Origin of the sequence: Pseudomonas sp. NBRC 100443, from assembly GCF_030268185.1 — a bacterium.
In the GTDB taxonomy this organism is placed as follows: domain Bacteria; phylum Pseudomonadota; class Gammaproteobacteria; order Pseudomonadales; family Pseudomonadaceae; genus Pseudomonas; species Pseudomonas citronellolis.
In genome coordinates this window covers 34,955-50,696 of sequence record NZ_BSQE01000017.1, presented here as the reverse complement: position 1 = coordinate 50,696, position 15,742 = coordinate 34,955, and the positions used below count along the sequence as shown (strand labels likewise).

The 15,742-nt window shown below is 68.2% G+C and carries 18 protein-coding genes; 11 read left to right on the top strand and 7 right to left on the bottom strand.

The window, feature by feature from the left end; genetic code table 11:
* Positions 1-25 precede the first annotated feature (25 nt).
* Together argB and QSJ95_RS21300 are read left to right on the top strand one after the other, a co-directional pair.
* Positions 26-934 carry an acetylglutamate kinase gene (gene argB, locus QSJ95_RS21305; protein ID WP_043315009.1) on the top strand — a complete coding sequence of 303 codons (909 nt, stop codon included), beginning with the start codon at positions 26-28 and terminating at the stop codon, positions 932-934.
* A 57-nt stretch (positions 935-991) separates the two neighbouring features.
* Positions 992-1,435, top strand: a complete 444-nt coding sequence (locus QSJ95_RS21300; RefSeq protein WP_285645133.1) for an acyl-CoA thioesterase — start codon at positions 992-994, stop codon at positions 1,433-1,435.
* A gap of 4 nt (positions 1,436-1,439) precedes the next feature.
* On the opposite strand, the gene QSJ95_RS21295 is transcribed toward QSJ95_RS21300, so the two are convergent.
* Entirely contained in the window at positions 1,440-2,078 is a 639-nt protein-coding gene (locus QSJ95_RS21295) for a DUF4124 domain-containing protein (RefSeq protein ID WP_134163351.1), read from the bottom strand.
* 19 nt (positions 2,079-2,097) lie between these two features.
* The gene (pyrE, locus tag QSJ95_RS21290) at positions 2,098-2,739 is read right to left on the bottom strand and encodes an orotate phosphoribosyltransferase (protein ID WP_285645130.1); all 642 of its coding nucleotides are present in this window, start codon (positions 2,737-2,739) and stop codon (positions 2,098-2,100) included.
* Between the two features lie 82 nt (positions 2,740-2,821).
* On the opposite strand from pyrE, the gene crc reads away from it, so the two are divergent.
* Positions 2,822-3,601, top strand: coding sequence for a catabolite repression control protein Crc (gene crc, locus QSJ95_RS21285; RefSeq protein WP_009614136.1), 780 nt, complete (start codon positions 2,822-2,824; stop codon positions 3,599-3,601).
* Between the two features lie 62 nt (positions 3,602-3,663).
* On the opposite strand, the gene QSJ95_RS21280 is transcribed toward crc, so the two are convergent.
* Both QSJ95_RS21280 and rph read right to left on the bottom strand, forming a co-directional pair.
* Entirely contained in the window at positions 3,664-4,026 is a 363-nt protein-coding gene (locus tag QSJ95_RS21280; RefSeq protein WP_043268113.1) for a DUF4870 domain-containing protein, read from the bottom strand.
* 16 nt (positions 4,027-4,042) lie between these two features.
* Positions 4,043-4,762 (bottom strand): ribonuclease PH, encoded by a 720-nt coding sequence (rph, locus tag QSJ95_RS21275; protein ID WP_009614139.1) that lies wholly within the window; start codon positions 4,760-4,762, stop codon positions 4,043-4,045.
* Positions 4,763-4,926: 164 nt separating this feature from the next.
* Here rph and QSJ95_RS21270 point away from each other — a divergent pair, with 164 nt between their 5' ends.
* From QSJ95_RS21270 to QSJ95_RS21245, 6 genes are all read left to right on the top strand, one after another.
* Positions 4,927-5,790, top strand: a complete 864-nt coding sequence (locus QSJ95_RS21270) for a YicC/YloC family endoribonuclease (RefSeq protein ID WP_009614141.1) — start codon at positions 4,927-4,929, stop codon at positions 5,788-5,790.
* 41 nt (positions 5,791-5,831) lie between these two features.
* Complete coding sequence (gene gmk, locus QSJ95_RS21265; RefSeq protein ID WP_009614143.1) at positions 5,832-6,452, top strand: guanylate kinase; 621 nt, start codon at positions 5,832-5,834, stop codon at positions 6,450-6,452.
* 89 nt (positions 6,453-6,541) lie between these two features.
* Complete coding sequence (gene rpoZ / locus QSJ95_RS21260; protein ID WP_009614145.1) at positions 6,542-6,808, top strand: DNA-directed RNA polymerase subunit omega; 267 nt, start codon at positions 6,542-6,544, stop codon at positions 6,806-6,808.
* Between the two features lie 54 nt (positions 6,809-6,862).
* On the top strand, positions 6,863-8,974 hold the full coding sequence (gene spoT / locus QSJ95_RS21255) for a bifunctional GTP diphosphokinase/guanosine-3',5'-bis pyrophosphate 3'-pyrophosphohydrolase (protein WP_043268111.1): 2,112 nt from the start codon (positions 6,863-6,865) through the stop codon (positions 8,972-8,974).
* 24 nt (positions 8,975-8,998) lie between these two features.
* Complete coding sequence (ridA, locus tag QSJ95_RS21250) at positions 8,999-9,379, top strand: deaminase RidA (RefSeq protein WP_009614149.1); 381 nt, start codon at positions 8,999-9,001, stop codon at positions 9,377-9,379.
* Positions 9,380-9,449: 70 nt separating this feature from the next.
* Positions 9,450-10,181 (top strand): hypothetical protein, encoded by a 732-nt coding sequence (locus tag QSJ95_RS21245; RefSeq protein ID WP_276215919.1) that lies wholly within the window; start codon positions 9,450-9,452, stop codon positions 10,179-10,181.
* Positions 10,182-10,209: 28 nt separating this feature from the next.
* Here the strand turns inward: QSJ95_RS21245 and QSJ95_RS21240 are convergent, their stop codons facing one another.
* The 3 genes from QSJ95_RS21240 to QSJ95_RS21230 all read right to left on the bottom strand — a co-directional run bounded on the left by QSJ95_RS21240 (position 10,210) and on the right by QSJ95_RS21230 (position 12,560).
* Positions 10,210-10,833 (bottom strand): LysE family translocator, encoded by a 624-nt coding sequence (locus QSJ95_RS21240; RefSeq protein ID WP_043315004.1) that lies wholly within the window; start codon positions 10,831-10,833, stop codon positions 10,210-10,212.
* A 67-nt stretch (positions 10,834-10,900) separates the two neighbouring features.
* Complete coding sequence (locus tag QSJ95_RS21235) at positions 10,901-11,701, bottom strand: helix-turn-helix transcriptional regulator (protein WP_285645124.1); 801 nt, start codon at positions 11,699-11,701, stop codon at positions 10,901-10,903.
* Between the two features lies 1 nt (position 11,702).
* Positions 11,703-12,560, bottom strand: a complete 858-nt coding sequence (locus QSJ95_RS21230) for an NAD-dependent epimerase/dehydratase family protein (RefSeq protein ID WP_285645122.1) — start codon at positions 12,558-12,560, stop codon at positions 11,703-11,705.
* A 94-nt stretch (positions 12,561-12,654) separates the two neighbouring features.
* Here QSJ95_RS21230 and QSJ95_RS21225 point away from each other — a divergent pair, with 94 nt between their 5' ends.
* Both QSJ95_RS21225 and recG read left to right on the top strand, forming a co-directional pair.
* Positions 12,655-13,587, top strand: coding sequence for a hydrogen peroxide-inducible genes activator (locus QSJ95_RS21225; RefSeq protein WP_009614159.1), 933 nt, complete (start codon positions 12,655-12,657; stop codon positions 13,585-13,587).
* Positions 13,584-15,659 (top strand): ATP-dependent DNA helicase RecG, encoded by a 2,076-nt coding sequence (recG, locus tag QSJ95_RS21220; protein ID WP_058072113.1) that lies wholly within the window; start codon positions 13,584-13,586, stop codon positions 15,657-15,659. Before QSJ95_RS21225 ends, recG begins: the two co-directional genes overlap by 4 nt.
* Positions 15,660-15,742 lie beyond the last annotated feature (83 nt).

The window sequence follows — 15,742 nt, the reverse complement described above, 5'->3', positions numbered from 1 at the left end:
CCTGACCATGCCGGAGCCCAGCACCATGTCCCAGAGCCGCGATGACGCAGCCCAGGTAGCCCGCGTCCTTGCCGAAGCGCTTCCCTACATCCGCCGTTTCGTCGGCAAGACGCTGGTCATCAAGTACGGCGGCAACGCCATGGAGACCGACGAGCTGAAGAACAGCTTCGCCCGCGACGTGGTGCTGATGAAGGCGGTCGGCATCAACCCGGTGGTGGTGCACGGCGGCGGCCCGCAGATCGGCGACCTGCTCAACCGCCTGTCCATCGAGAGCCACTTCATCGACGGCATGCGCGTCACCGACGCGCAGACCATGGACGTGGTGGAGATGGTCCTCGGCGGCCAGGTGAACAAGGACATCGTCAACCTGATCAACCGCCACGGCGGCAGCGCCATCGGCCTGACCGGCAAGGACGCCGAGCTGATCCGCGCGAAGAAGCTCACCGTCACCCGCCAGACGCCGGAGATGACCAAGCCGGAAATCATCGACATCGGCCACGTCGGCGAGGTCACCGGGGTCAACACCGAGCTGCTGAACATGCTGGTCAGGGGCGACTTCATCCCGGTGATCGCGCCCATCGGCGTGGGCGCCAACGGCGAGTCGTACAACATCAACGCAGACCTGGTGGCCGGCAAGGTGGCCGAGGCGCTGAAGGCCGAGAAGCTGATGCTGCTGACCAACATCGCCGGCCTGATGGACAAGCAGGGCCAGGTGCTCACCGGCCTGACCACCGAGCAGGTGGACAGCCTGATCGCCGACGGCACCATCTACGGCGGCATGCTGCCGAAGATCCGCTGCGCCCTGGAAGCGGTGCAGGGCGGCGTGACCAGCGCGCACATCATCGATGGCCGCGTGCCCAACGCCGTGCTGCTGGAAATCTTCACCGACAGCGGTGTCGGCACCCTGATCAGCAACCGCAAGCCGCGCCACTGAGCACTACCCGCCACGGCGCCCGCCGTGGCGGTTCCCCTCTTCCTTCCGGAGGCCGCAATGCCTTCAGCCTTCCCTGAACGCCACCAGTTCCACTTCTTCCACAGCCTGCGCGTGCGCTGGTCGGAAGTCGACCCGCAGGGCATCGTCTTCAACGGCAACTACCTGACCTACGCGGACGTCGCCACCACCGAGTACTACCGCAACCTGGAGATCCGCTACCCGGCCGACCTGCTGCGCGGCGGCGGCGACCTGTTCGCGGTGAAGAGCAGCCTGGAGTACTTCGCCCCGGCGCGCTACGACGACTGGCTGGACATGGGCGTGCGCGTCGCGCGCCTGGGACGCAGCAGCCTGACCTTCCAGGTGGCGATCTGGTGCGAGGGCCAGCCGCTGACCCTCGGCGAGCTGATCTACGCCTACGCCAACGACCAGCGGCAGAGCCAGCCCCTGCCGGGCTGGCTGCGCGAGCGCATCGCGAAATTCGAGCACCTGCCCGTCGACTGACGGACTAGCGGGAGGCGCCGAGCAATTGCGCGAGGCGCGCGCGGTCCGCCTCGAAGGCGGCCTTGGCCTGGGCGCGCAGCTGCTGGTAGTGGGCGATGTCGCGCAGCAGGCGCTGCTCCTCGTCCTTCAGGTTGGCCAACTGCTCGACCAACTGCTGCGGCACCTGGCGCCCGGCGCGCTCGGCGTCGGCGGCCTGGGCCTGCAGGTTGCCCTGCTGCGTCTTCAGCGACTGCAGGTTGCCCCGGGCCACGCTGCTCAGGCCATCCAGCTCGGACAGCTTGCGCTCGCGGGCGCGGTCGACGTCCTCGACGCTGGTGTACAGGCGCAGCAGCTGGGCATCGGAACTGGCCTGGGCGGCGGCGGCCTTGCGCTGCTGGATTTCCTCCGCGGTCGGCGCCGGCGGCACCACGCGGATCACCCGCCCCTGCTCGTTAAGTACCTCGTAGCCCTTGCCGATGTACTGCGACGGCACGCCCAGACGATCGATGACGGTCACACCCTTGTCGTTGACGTAGCGGTACATCTCGACGGCGCCGCCGGACGAGGGTTTGCCGGCGGAATTCGCCGCCAGCGCCGGCCCGGCCAGCCCGAAGGCCAGCAACCCCATCAATGCACCACGGCGAAAAGCACCCTGCTTGGCCATGCCGGACACCCTGTTCTGGTTAGATTCCGTACTGCGCGCGATAGGCCTCGACCGCCGGCAGGTGACGCTTGAGCTCGGCGTCGCCGGCCAGGTATTCGAGGACCTGCTCCAGGGACACGATGCTGACCACCGGCATGCCGAAGTCGCGCTCCACTTCCTGGATCGCCGACAGCTCGCCGCGGCCGCGCTCCTGGCGGTTCAGCGCGATCAGCGTGCCGGCGGCCCTGGCGCCCTGGGCCTCGATGATCTGCATGACCTCGCGGATCGCGGTGCCGGCGGTGATCACGTCGTCGACGATCAGCACCCGGCCGGCCAGCGGCGCGCCCACCAGGGTGCCGCCTTCGCCGTGGTCCTTGGCTTCCTTGCGGTTGAAGCACCAGGGCAGGTCGCGCCCGTGCTGCTCGGCCAGCGCCACCGCTGTAGCGGCCGCCAGCGGGATTCCTTTATAGGCCGGGCCGAACAGGACATCGAAATCGATGCCGCTGTCGACGACCGCGGCGGCGTAGAAGCGCCCCAGCTTGGCCAACGCCAGGCCACTGTTGAACAGGCCGGCATTGAAGAAATAAGGGCTGGTGCGCCCGGACTTGAGCGTGAATTCGCCGAAGCGCAGTACGCCGCGCTCGATGGAGAAACGGATGAAATCGCGTTGATATGCCTGCATGGGAATAGAACCGGCCGGTATGAATTTAGCTAAACCGTTTGAGCTCGGGTATCATACACACACGTGATTTTGGGGGCCATTTATGCGGATCATCAGTGTGAACGTGAATGGTATTCAGGCTGCAGCCGAGCGGGGATTGCTCAGCTGGTTGCAAGCCCAGAATGCCGACGTGATCTGCTTGCAGGATACCCGCGCCTCCGCTTTCGATCTGGACGACCCGTCCTACCAGCTGGACGGCTACTTCCTGTACGCCTGCGACGCCGAAGTGCCCAGCCAGGGTGGCGTCGCAATCTATAGTCGTCTGCAACCCAAGGCCGTCATAAGCGGGCTGGGTTTCGAGATGGCCGATCGTTACGGGCGCTACCTGCAAGCCGATTTCGATAAGGTGAGTATTGCCAGCATTCTTCTGCCGAGCGGGCAGGAGGGTGACGAGAACCTGAACCAGAAGTTCAAGTTCATGGAAGACTTCGCCGCCTACCTGAACAAGCAGCGCCGCAAGCGCCGCGAGTACATCTATTGTGGGTCGCTGTACCTGGCCCACAACAAGCTGGACGTGAAGAACTGGCGCGAATGCCAGCAGATGCCCGGCTTCCTCGCGCCCGAGCGCGGCTGGATGGACGAGGTGTTCGGCAACATGGGCTACGTCGATGCCCTGCGCGAGGTCAACCGCGAAGGCGACCAGTACAGCTGGTGGCCGGACAGCGAGCAGGCCGAGATGCTGAACCTGGGCTGGCGCTTCGACTACCAGATCCTCACCCCGGGTCTGCGCCGCTTCGTGCGCAGCGCCAAGCTGCCGCGGCAGCCGCGCTTCTCGCGCCACGCGCCGCTGATCATCGACTACGACTGGACGCTCAGTATTTGAGAGCTGGAAGCTAGAAGCCTGAAGCTGGAAGCAAAAGCCGCCACGCTTCCAGCTTCTAGCAGCTACTTCAACGGCCGCCAGGTGAACGGATAGCGGTAGTCGCGGCCCTCGTTGGCCTTGACCCCGGCGATCACGGTCAGCACCAGGGCGCCGGCGCAGACCAGCGCCAGCAGCAGGAAGCCGATCACCAGCAGGCAGAGGAAGAAGCTGACCAGCATCGCCAGGCTGACGGTGATCTGGAAGTTCAGCGCTTCCTTGCCCTGGCTGTCGACGAAGGGATCGGACTCGCGCTTGATCTGCCAGACGATCAGCGGCCCCAGCAGGTTGCCGAAGGGAAAGACCAGCCCGAGGAAGGCGGAGAAGTGGCAGAACATCGCCCACTGCCGGGCTTCCTGGCTCGGTCGCGCTTGCAGTTCGTCGTTCATCCCCGCCCCTCCTGCGTCAGTCGGCCAGCGCGGCGCGCTGCAGTTCGAAGATTTCCTGCATGCCCTGCTGCGCCAGTTCCAGCATGGCGTTCAACTCGGCCGGCTTGAACGGCTCGCCCTCGGCGGTGCCCTGCACCTCGATGAAGCCGCCGGCGTCGGTCATCACCACGTTCAGGTCGGTCTCGGCGGCGGAATCCTCCAGGTAGTCCAGGTCGAGCACCGGCACGCCCTGGTAGATGCCCACGGAGACCGCGGCGACCATCTGCTTGAGCGGGTTGCCCTTGAGCGCGCCGCGCTTCTTCAGCACCGCCAGGGCGTCGATCAGCGCCACGGTGGCGCCGGTGATGGACGCGGTGCGGGTGCCGCCGTCTGCCTGGATCACGTCGCAGTCGATGTACAGGGTGTTCTCGCCCAGCTTGGTCAGGTCCAGCGCGGCGCGCAGCGAACGGCCGATCAGGCGCTGGATCTCCAGGGTGCGGCCGCCCTGCTTGCCTCGGCTGGCCTCGCGGGCATTCCGCTCGCCGGTGGAGCGCGGCAGCATGCCGTACTCGGCGGTCAGCCAGCCCTGCCCCTGGCCCTTGAGGAAGCGCGGCACGCCGCTCTCGGCGCTCACGGTGCAGATCACCTTGGTGTCGCCGAACTCCACCAGAACCGAACCCTCGGCATGCTTGGTGTAGTGGCGGGTGATGCGGATCGGGCGCAACTGGTCGGCGGCGCGGCCACTGGGACGGTTCATCGAGACTTCCTATGCGAGATTGAATCGGATACTGGCCGCCATTATAGAGGCCCCGGCAGCCAGGCAACCACCGCCGGCGTGCGGCGGCCGGCCCCGCTGGGGTACAATTGCCGGTTCACGATGACATTTCATCGCTTTCAGTCGAATCACAGCGAGGTAGCCCCATGGTTCACAGCATGACCGCCTTCGCCCGCGTCGAACGGGCCGGGACCAATGGGACCCTGAGCTGGGAACTGCGCTCGGTGAACCACCGCTACCTGGAGCCGAACCTGCGCCTGCCGGAAACCTTCCGCGACCTCGAAGGGCCGGTGCGCGAGGCGCTGCGCCAGGGCCTGTCGCGCGGCAAGGTGGAATGCACCCTGCGCTTCAACGAGGACACCGCCGGCAAGCCGCTGCAGGTCGACCGCGAGCGCGCCGCGCAGCTGGTGGCCGCCGCCGAGGGCGTGGCCGCGCTGATCAGGCAGCCGGCGCCGATCGACCCGCTGGCCGTGCTGGCCTGGCCGGGCGTGCTGGTGGGCGATGCCGCCGACCCGCAGGCGCTCAACGCCGAGGCCATGACCGCCTTCAACCAGGCGCTGGACGAGCTCAAGGCCGGCCGTGCCCGCGAAGGCGCGGAACTGGCACGGATCATCGACGAGCGCCTGGGCGCCATGCAGGAAGAAGTGGCCAACCTGCGCGAACTGGTGCCGCAGATGCTCGGCAACCAGCGGCAGAAGATCCTCGACCGCTTCGCCGAACTGAAGCTGGAAGCCGACCCGCAGCGCCTGGAGCAGGAAATGGTCCTGCTGGCGCAGAAGAGCGACGTCGCCGAGGAACTCGACCGCCTGAGCACCCACGTCGCCGAAGTGCGCCGGGTGCTCAAGGCCGGTGGCGCCGCCGGCCGCCGCCTGGATTTCCTCATGCAGGAACTCAACCGCGAGGCCAACACCCTCGGCTCCAAGGCCTTCGACCCGCGCTCGACCCAGGCCGCGGTGAACCTCAAGGTGCTCATCGAACAGATGCGCGAGCAGGTCCAGAATATCGAGTGAGCCGCGCGCTCGCTTTCCACCCATAGCCCCAGGATTCAGTCATGTCCGGCACCCTCTACATCGTTTCCGCGCCTTCCGGCGCCGGCAAGACCAGCCTGGTGAAGTCGCTGCTCGAGGCCATGCCCAGCGTGCGCGTCTCGGTCTCCCACACCACCCGCGGCATGCGCCCGGGCGAGGTGGACGGGGTGAACTACCACTTCGTCGGCCGCGACACCTTCACCGCCATGCTCGAACGCGACGAGTTCCTCGAGCACGCCGAAGTCTTCGGCAACCTCTACGGCACCTCGCAGCGCTGGGTGGAAAAGACCCTCGCCGAAGGCCTCGACCTGATCCTCGAGATCGACTGGCAGGGCGCCCAGCAGGTGCGCCGGCTGATGCCCCACGCGCAGTCGATCTTCATCCTGCCGCCGAGCCAGCACGCCCTGCGCCAGCGCCTGACCAACCGCGGCCAGGACAGCGACGAGGTGATCGAGCGGCGCATGCGCGAGGCGGTCAACGAAATGAGTCACTACGTCGAATACGATCATCTGGTGATCAACGACGATTTCGCCCATGCTCTGGAAGACCTCAAGTCGATCTTCCGTGCCCGCCAGCTGCGCCAGGACGCCCAGCAGAAGCGCCACGAGCGGTTGCTCGAGGAGCTGTTGCAGCCGTCGGCATAACAAACGGCCCTTCCATAAAGATTGGCGATTTTTTAGACTATTCAGTCCGCCCGGAAACCCGGGCTCCATTTTCCGCAACGAGGAACACCATGGCCCGCGTCACCGTCGAAGACTGCCTGGACAACGTCGATAACCGTTTCGAGCTGGTCATGCTCGCCACCAAGCGCGCGCGCCAGCTGGCCACCGGCGGCAAGGAGCCGAAGGTAGCCTGGGAAAACGACAAGCCCACCGTAGTCGCCCTGCGCGAGATCGCTTCCGGCCTGGTCGATGCTGAAGTCGTTCAGCAGGAGGACGTGGTTGAAGAAGAACCGCTGTTCGCCGCCTTCGAAGACGAGGCCAACAACGAGGCCCTGTAATTCGATGACCGGCCGACGACCACAGGCGCCGTCCACTCGGCAGGGGGTGATGCCTTGCCGAGCATAGACGCCTTCGCCGACCGGCTCTCGAGCTATCTCGGTCCGGACCAGGTCAACCTGGTCCGCCGTGCCTACTACTACGCCGAGCAGGCCCACGACGGGCAGCGCCGCCGCAGCGGCGAGGCCTACGTCACCCATCCGCTCGCCGTCGCCAACATCCTCGCCGACATGCACATGGACCATCAGAGCCTGATGGCGGCCATGCTGCACGACGTGATCGAGGACACCGGCATCGCCAAGGAAGCGCTCACCGCGCAGTTCGGCGAAACCGTCTCGGAACTGGTGGACGGGGTCAGCAAGCTGACCCAGATGAACTTCGAGTCCAAGGCCGAGGCCCAGGCCGAGAACTTCCAGAAGATGGCCATGGCCATGGCCCGCGACATCCGCGTGATCCTGGTCAAGCTGGCCGACCGCCTGCACAACATGCGCACCCTGGAAGTGCTGTCCGGCGAGAAGCGCCGGCGCATCGCCAAGGAAACCCTGGAAATCTACGCGCCCATCGCCAACCGCCTGGGCATGCACAGCATGCGCGTGGAATTCGAGGACCTGGGCTTCAAGGCCATGCACCCGATGCGCTCCGAGCGCATCCGCCAGGCGGTGAAGAAGGCCCGCGGCAACCGCCGCGAGATCGTCGGCAAGATCCAGGAATCGCTGGTCAACTGCCTGGCCCGCGAGGGCATGGAAGGCCAGGTGCTGGGCCGCGAGAAGCACCTGTTCAGCATCTACAAGAAGATGCGCGGCAAGCGCAAGGCGTTCAACGAGATCATGGACGTCTACGCCTTCCGCATCATCGTCGACAAGGTCGACACCTGCTACCGCGTGCTCGGCGCCGTGCACAACCTGTACAAGCCGTTCCCCGGTCGCTTCAAGGACTACATCGCGATTCCCAAGGCCAACGGCTACCAGTCGCTGCACACCACGCTGTTCGGCATGCACGGCGTGCCCATCGAAATCCAGATCCGCACCCGCGAGATGGAAGAGATGGCCAACCACGGCATCGCCGCGCACTGGCTGTACAAGTCCAACGAGGACGAGGTGCAGAAAGGCACCCACGCCCGCGCCCGCCAGTGGGTCAAGGGCATCCTCGAACTGCAGCAGCGCGCCGGCAACTCGCTGGAATTCATCGAGAACGTGAAGATCGACCTGTTCCCGGACGAGGTCTACATCTTCACGCCCAAGGGCCGCATCATGGAGCTGCCCAAGGGCTCCACGGCGGTGGACTTCGCCTACGCGGTGCACACCGACGTGGGCAACAGCTGCATCGCCTGCCGCATCAACCGCCGCCTGGCGCCGCTGTCCGAACCGCTGCAGAGCGGCCAGACGGTGGAGATCGTCACCGCGCCGGGCACCCGGCCGAACCCGGCCTGGCTCAACTTCGTGGTCACCGGCAAGGCGCGCACGCACATCCGCCACGCGCTCAAGCAGCAGCGCCGCTCCGAGTCCATCAGCCTCGGCGAGCGCCTGCTGAACAAGACACTGGCCGGCTTCGACAGCCACCTGGAGAAAATCCCCGCCGAACGCATCCAGGGCGTGCTCAACGAGTACCGCATGGAAGTCTTCGAGGACCTGCTCGAAGAAATCGGCCTGGGCAACCGCATGGCCTACGTGGTCGCCCGCCGCCTGCTCTCCAGCGAAGGCGACGCCGCCGCCACCAACGCCGAAGGGCCGCTGGCGATCCGCGGCACCGAGGGCCTGGTGCTGAGCTACGCCAAGTGCTGCACGCCGATCCCCGGCGACCCCATCGTCGGCCACCTGTCGGCCGGCAAGGGCATGGTGGTGCACCTGGAAAGCTGCAGGAACATCAGCGAAATCCGCAACAACCCGGAAAAATGCATCCAGCTCAGCTGGGCCAAGGATGTCACCGGCGAGTTCAACGTCGAGCTGCGCGTCGAGCTGGAACACCAGCGCGGCCTGATCGCCCTGCTGGCGACCAGCGTCAACGCCGCCGACGGCAACATCGAGAAGATCAGCATGGACGAGCGCGACGGTCGCGTCAGCGTGGTCCAATTGGTGGTCAGCGTGCACGACCGCGTGCACCTGGCCCGCGTCATCAAGAAGCTGCGCGCGCTCAAGGGGGTGGTCCGGATCACCCGCGTGCGCAGCTGATCCCACCCCTCGCAAGGAGTCGACATGACCAAGACCGTTATCCACACCGACAAGGCCCCCGCGGCCATCGGCACCTACTCCCAGGCGATCAAGGCCGGCAACACCGTCTACGTCTCCGGGCAGATCCCGCTGAACCCGCAGACCATGGAACTGGTCGAGGGCTTCGAGGAGCAGGTCGTCCAGGTGTTCGAGAACCTCAAGGCGGTGATCGAGGCTTCCGGCGGCTACCTGCACGACGTGGCCAAGCTGAACATCTTCCTCACCGACCTGTCGCACTTCGCCAAGGTCAACGAGATCATGGGCCGCTACTTCACCCAGCCCTACCCGGCGCGCGCCGCCATCGGCGTGGCCGCCCTGCCCAAGGGCGCCCAGGTCGAGATGGACGCCATCGTCGTCCTGGAGTAATCCTCCACTCCCGAACGGGGCCCTCGCGGCCCCGTTCGTTTTTCCCCGTTCGTCCGCAAGGAGCACCCGCATGCGTCGCGCCCTCGTCCTGAGCGCCCTGCTTGGCCTGCTGACCGGCTGCGCCGGCACCCCCGATCCGTCCGGCACCTGGATCAACCAGGCCGCCATCGACGCCGCCAGCAAGAGCGGCAAGCTGCGCGAGGCGCTGCTGGCCTACGGCCCCAACCTGGAATGGCGGCTCGACACCAAGCGCCAGCAAGCCACCTTCAGCAACGGCTTCGAACAGGGCGAAGGCCAGCTGAGCCAGGACCCGGCGGACAAGAAGCACTGGCAGGTGGCCTTCTACGGCAGCAAGCAGGAAGAGCTGGCGGTGGACGGCAAGCAACTGCTGCAGGTGGGCAGCGAGAACTGGCCGGAACAGCGCTTCGCCCGCCCCGAACAGCAGGGCCCGGCGCCCATCGGCGCCAGCTTCCAGCGCGCCCTGTACGGCAGCTTCCTCAAGGGCACCTGGGTGATCCAGGAAGGCCCGGGCCAGGGCAGCAAGGTGACCTTCCAGGCCGACGGCCGCGTGGAGGGCATGCCCAGCGCCGACCGCTACGCCCTGTGCCTGGCCGGCGACTGCGCGGCCATGAGCGGCGACAGCGACAGCATCTGGCTGCAACAGGGCCGCCAGGGCCGCGAATACCTGTTCCAGCGCGAGGACGACAAGCTGGAACTCTTCGAAGCGGTGAACCGCGCCCAGGCCGACGAGATGCCCGAATACGCCCCGGGCAAGCGCGTCTGGCTGCTGGAACGCGACTGAACCGCCGGCGCCGCCCCGCGCGGCGCCTTCAGCGCACGCCCAGCCACAGCAACCAGCCGCCCAGCGCCAGCAGCAGGGCGCCGCAGGTACGGTCCAGCGCGCGCACCCGGCGCTGCAGCCAGCCGCGCCAGCGCCGCCGATCCAGCAGGCGCACCAGGGCCAGGTCCCAGAACAGCACCACCGCGCCCATCCACAGCACGCAGGCGCCGAGCGCCCAACCCGGCAGGTGGAAGGGCCCGAGCACGCCGAACAGCCCGGTGTAGAAGATCGGCAGCTTGGGATTCAGGCTGCTGGCCAGGAAGCCTTCGCGCAGGCCGTGGAAGAAACCTCCAGCGCGCTGCCCAGCGCTTTCCCCGGGAATCTCCAGTTCGCGCCGCGCCAACACCGCCTGGGCGCCCAGCCAGACGAAGTAGGCCCCGCCCAGCAGCTGCACCACCCGCAGGCCGTGGTTCGCCAGGTCGGGCAGTTGGCCGAGGACCAGCAGCACCAGCCCCATGCTCGCCAGGTTGGCCAGGGCGATGCCGCTGGCGCAGCCGTCGGCATGGCGGCGACCGCGCAGCAAGGCGGCGCGGATCAGCAGGAAGAAGTCCGGCCCCGGCGACAGCAGGGCGGCAAAATGGGTGCTGGCGACCAGCGCGAAGGCGGCGAACATGGCGTTCTCCCGGAAGTGGCGGGAGGCCAGTCTGGCCAGACGGCGCGGCGGCGGTCTTGTAGGAAACTCAGGTGCGCGTGGCGCTGCGGAAACGCCCCGGGGTCACGCCGGTGAAGCGGCGGAAGGTGCCGGAGAAATGCGCCTGGTCGCAGAAGCCCAGCTCCAACGCCGCCTCGATGGGCGTGGCGCCCTCCACCAGCAGGCGTTTGGCCTCGCGCACCCGGCGCTGCAGCAGGTAGGTGTGCGGCGGCACGCCGTAGGCGCGGCGGAAGCTCTCGATCAGGTGACGCGGGTGGCGCTGCACCAGGGCGGCCAGTTGCTCCAGGCTCACCGCCTCGCGGTAATGGCTTTCCAGGTAGTCGCGCAGCCGCGCGGTGACGCCGCCGTCGCGGTTCGCCGAAGCCGCCGGGCGCATGCCGCCGTGGCGCACGAAGACCAACTCCAGCAGCGCCAGCAGCTCGCTTTCCAGGCCCAACGCGTCGTTGCGCTCGAATTCGCCGGCCACCCGCGCCAGGGCTTGCGCGACCAAGCCATCGTCGCCCGGGTTCAATTCCTGGAAGCCGCGCGGCAACTGCTTGCGACCCAGCAGCGGTAGCAAACGCGATTCCTCGATGTAGAGCATGCGGTAGACCAGCCGCTCGCTCTCGGCGTTGCCGGTGTGCGGCTCCTCCGGATTCATCAGCGACAGGGTGCCGGCCGGCAGCACGTGGCGCGCGCCGCGGCATTGGTAGCCGCCGGCGCCGTGGAGGATGGCGCCGATGGCAAAGGCGTCGTGGCTGTGGCGGCCGAACGGCTGGCCGGAGAAGTCCGCATGGAACAGCTCCACCCCGGGCAGCCAGGGGCGCGCCAGCAACCGGTTGGCGTCCACCTCAGTCCCTGCGCCCGGCGAGGATGGCGGCGTAGCCCTCGCGGTAGCTGGGGTAGCGCGGCACCCAGCCCAGCGCCCTGGCGCGGGCGTTGCTGCAGCGCTTGCTGCCGGTGCGGCGCACGCTCTGCTCGTCCGCCCAGTGGCTGACGCCCATGAGCCCGCGCAGGTAGCCCACCACCTCGGCCAGCGGCGCGGGTGCGTCGTCCACGCCGATATAGCAGTCTTCCAGCGGCTTGCCCGCGGCATCGGCGCGCAGCAGGCAGGCCAGCAGCCCGGCGGCGTCCTCGGCATGGATGCGGTTGGCGTACAGCGGCGGCTCGACGGCCACCCGGTAGCCTTCGCGCACCTGCTTGAGCAGCCACTCGCGGCCGGGGCCGTAGATGCCGGTCAGGCGCACCACGGTAGCGGGGATGCCACTGTCCAGCGCCACGCGCTCGGCGTCGAGCATGATCCGCCCGGAATACTGCCGGGCCTCGGCGGGCGAGGTCTCGTCGATCCACTCGCCGTCCGCCTGGGCGTAGACGCCGCTGCTGGAGACGAACAGCACACGCCGGGGCCGCTGCCCGCGCTGCTGCAGCCAGCCCAGGCAGTGGCGCAAGCCGTCGACGTAGGCGGCGCGGTAGCCGGCCTCGTCGTGCTGGGTCGCGGCGGCGGCGTAAACCACATAGTCCAGTTCGCCTTCGGGCCAGGCCGGCGGGCACTCGGCGCTGCCCAGGTCGCCGGCCACCGGCAGGATGCCCGCGGGCAGCGCGGAGGTATCGCGGCGCAGCCCATACACGCGCCAACCTTCAGCGGCCAACTGGCGGCCGAGACGGCTGCCGACGTCGCCGCAACCGGCGATCAGAACATTCGCAGGCATCTTCGCCTCCTAAAGACAGGGCCCCGGAGTTTAGCGCGGTTGGTTCGCAACCGCGCAGCCGCTATGCTTGGCCCAACTCAACGGATTAGTCGCCATGACCCTCACCGAACTGCGCTACATCGTCACGCTCGCCCAGGAGCAGCATTTCGGCCGCGCCGCCGAGCGCTGCCACGTCAGCCAGCCGACCCTGTCGGTCGGCGTGAAGAAGCTGGAGGACGAGCTCGGCGTGCTGATCTTCGAGCGCAGCAAGAGCGCGGTGCGCCTGACCCCGGTGGGCGAAGGCATCGTGGCCCAGGCGCAGAAGGTGCTGGAGCAGGCCCAGGGCATCCGCGAGCTGGCCCAGGCCGGCAAGAACCAGCTGACCTCGCCGCTGAAGGTCGGCGCCATCTACACCATCGGCCCCTACCTGTTCCCGCACCTGATCCCGCAGCTGCACCGGGTGGCGCCGCAGATGCCGCTGTACATCGAAGAGAACTTCACCCACATCCTGCGCGACAAGCTGCGCACCGGCGAGCTGGACGCGATCATCATCGCCCTGCCGTTCCAGGAGGCCGACGTCCTCACCCTGCCGCTGTTCGACGAGCCCTTCTACGTGCTGATGCCGGCCGACCACCCCTGGACCGCCCGGCAGACCATCGACGCCGAGATGCTCAACGACAAGAGCCTGCTGCTGCTCGGCGAGGGCCACTGCTTCCGCGACCAGGTGCTGGAAGCCTGCCCGACCACCCGCCGGGGCGAGGAAAACCGCCACACCACCGTGGAATCCAGCTCGCTGGAGACCATCCGCCACATGGTCGCCTCCGGCCTGGGCGTGTCGGTGCTGCCGTTCTCGGCGGTGGACAGCCACCACTACGCCCCCGGGGTGATCGAGATCCGCCCGTTCACCCCGCCGGCGCCGCTGCGCACCGTGGCCATCGCCTGGCGCGCCAGCTTCCCGCGGCCGCGCGCCATCGAAGTGCTGGCCGATTCCATCCGCCTGTGCTCGGTGGCCCGGCCGACCGCCAAGGGCGACGCCCAACCGGCATGACCGAGCTGGCCAACGTCCCGGTCACGGCGCTCAAGGGCGTCGGCGCCGCGCTGGAGGAAAAGCTGGCGCGGGTGGGCCTGGAGAACCTCCAGGACATCCTCTTCCACCTGCCGCTGCGCTACCAGGACCGCACCCGCGTCACCCCCATAGGCGCGCTGCGCCCGGGCCAGGACGCGGTGGTCGAGGGCGTGGTCTCCGGCGCCGACGTGGTCATGGGCAAGCGCCGCAGCCTGCTGGTGCGCCTGCAGGACGGCAGCGGCACCCTGAGCCTGCGCTTCTACCACTTCAGCCAGGCGCAGAAGGAAGGCCTCAAGCGCGGCACCCACCTGCGCTGCTACGGCGAGGCCCGCCCCGGCGCCTCGGGTCTGGAGATCTACCACCCCGAGTACCGCGCGCTGAACGACGCCGCGCCGGCACCGGTGGAACAGACCCTGACGCCCATCTACCCGACCACCGAAGGCCTCACCCAGCAGCGCCTGCGCACCCTCAGCCAGCAGGCCCTGGCGCGCCTGGGGCCCAACAGCCTGCCCGACTGGCTGCCCGAGGAGCTGGCCCGCGACTACCGCCTGGCGCCCCTCGACGAAGCCATCCGCTACCTGCACCGGCCGCCGCCGGACGCCAACCTCGAAGAGCTCGCCGAGGGCCGCCACTGGGCCCAGCACCGCCTGGCCTTCGAGGAACTGCTGACGCACCAGCTGTCGCTGCAGCGCCTGCGCGAGAGCCTGCGCGCCCAGCACGCGCCCGAGCTGCCGCCGGCGAAGAAACTGCCGCAGCGCTTCCTGGCCAACCTCGGCTTCGCCCCCACCGGCGCGCAGCAGCGCGTGGGCGCGGAGATCGCCTACGACCTGGCGCAGCCCGAACCCATGCTGCGCCTGGTGCAGGGCGACGTCGGCGCCGGCAAGACGGTGGTCGCCGCCCTGGCCGCGCTACAGGCCCTGGAGGCCGGCTACCAGGTGGCGCTGATGGCGCCCACGGAAATCCTCGCCGAACAGCACTACCTCAACTTCAGCAAGTGGATGCAGCCGCTGGGCATCGAGGTCGCCTGGCTGGCCGGCAAGCTCAAGGGCAAGGCCCGCGCCGCCGCGCTGGAGCAGATCGCCGCCGGCGTGCCCATGGTGGTCGGCACCCACGCGCTGTTCCAGGACGAGGTGAAGTTCAAGCGCCTGGCCCTGGTGATCATCGACGAGCAGCACCGCTTCGGCGTGCAGCAGCGCCTGGCCCTGCGCCAGAAGGGCGTCGACGGCCGGCTCTGCCCGCACCAACTGATCATGACCGCCACGCCCATCCCGCGGACCCTGGCGATGAGCGCCTACGCCGACCTGGACACCTCGATCCTCGACGAGCTGCCGCCCGGGCGCACCCCGGTGAACACCGTGCTGGTCGCCGACAGCCGCCGCATCGAGGTGATCGAGCGCGTCCGCGCCGCCTGCCGCGAAGGCCGCCAGGCCTACTGGGTGTGCACGCTGATCGAAGAATCCGAAGAACTCACCTGCCAGGCCGCCGAGACCACCTACGAGGAACTCGCCGCGGCCCTGGGCGAATTGCGCGTGGGCCTGATCCATGGGCGCATGAAGCCGGCGGAGAAGGCCACGGTGATGGAGGCCTTCAAGGAAGGCCTGCTGCAACTGCTGGTGGCGACCACGGTGATCGAGGTCGGCGTGGACGTGCCCAACGCCAGCCTGATGATCATCGAGAACCCCGAGCGCCTCGGCCTGGCCCAGCTGCACCAGCTGCGCGGGCGCGTCGGCCGCGGCAGCGCGGCGAGCCACTGCGTGCTGCTCTACCATCCGCCGCTGTCGCAGATCGGCCGCGAACGCCTGGCGATCATGCGCGAGACCTGCGACGGCTTCGTCATCGCCGAGCGCGACCTGGAACTGCGCGGCCCCGGCGAGATGCTCGGGACGCGGCAGACCGGTCTGCTACAGTTCAAGGTCGCGGACCTGATGCGCGACGCCGACCTGCTGCCGGCGGTGCGCGACGCCGCCCAGGCCCTGCTGGCGCGCTGGCCGCAGCACGTCGGCCCGCTGCTGGAGCGTTGGCTCCGACATGGCCAGCAATACGGCCAAGTGTGACCTGCTTCAATTTCACCGGTCGGATGACTGGCCAGTCACGAATAGCCGCTGGGTATACTCCCGGCTGCAGTTGCTAACCGGAT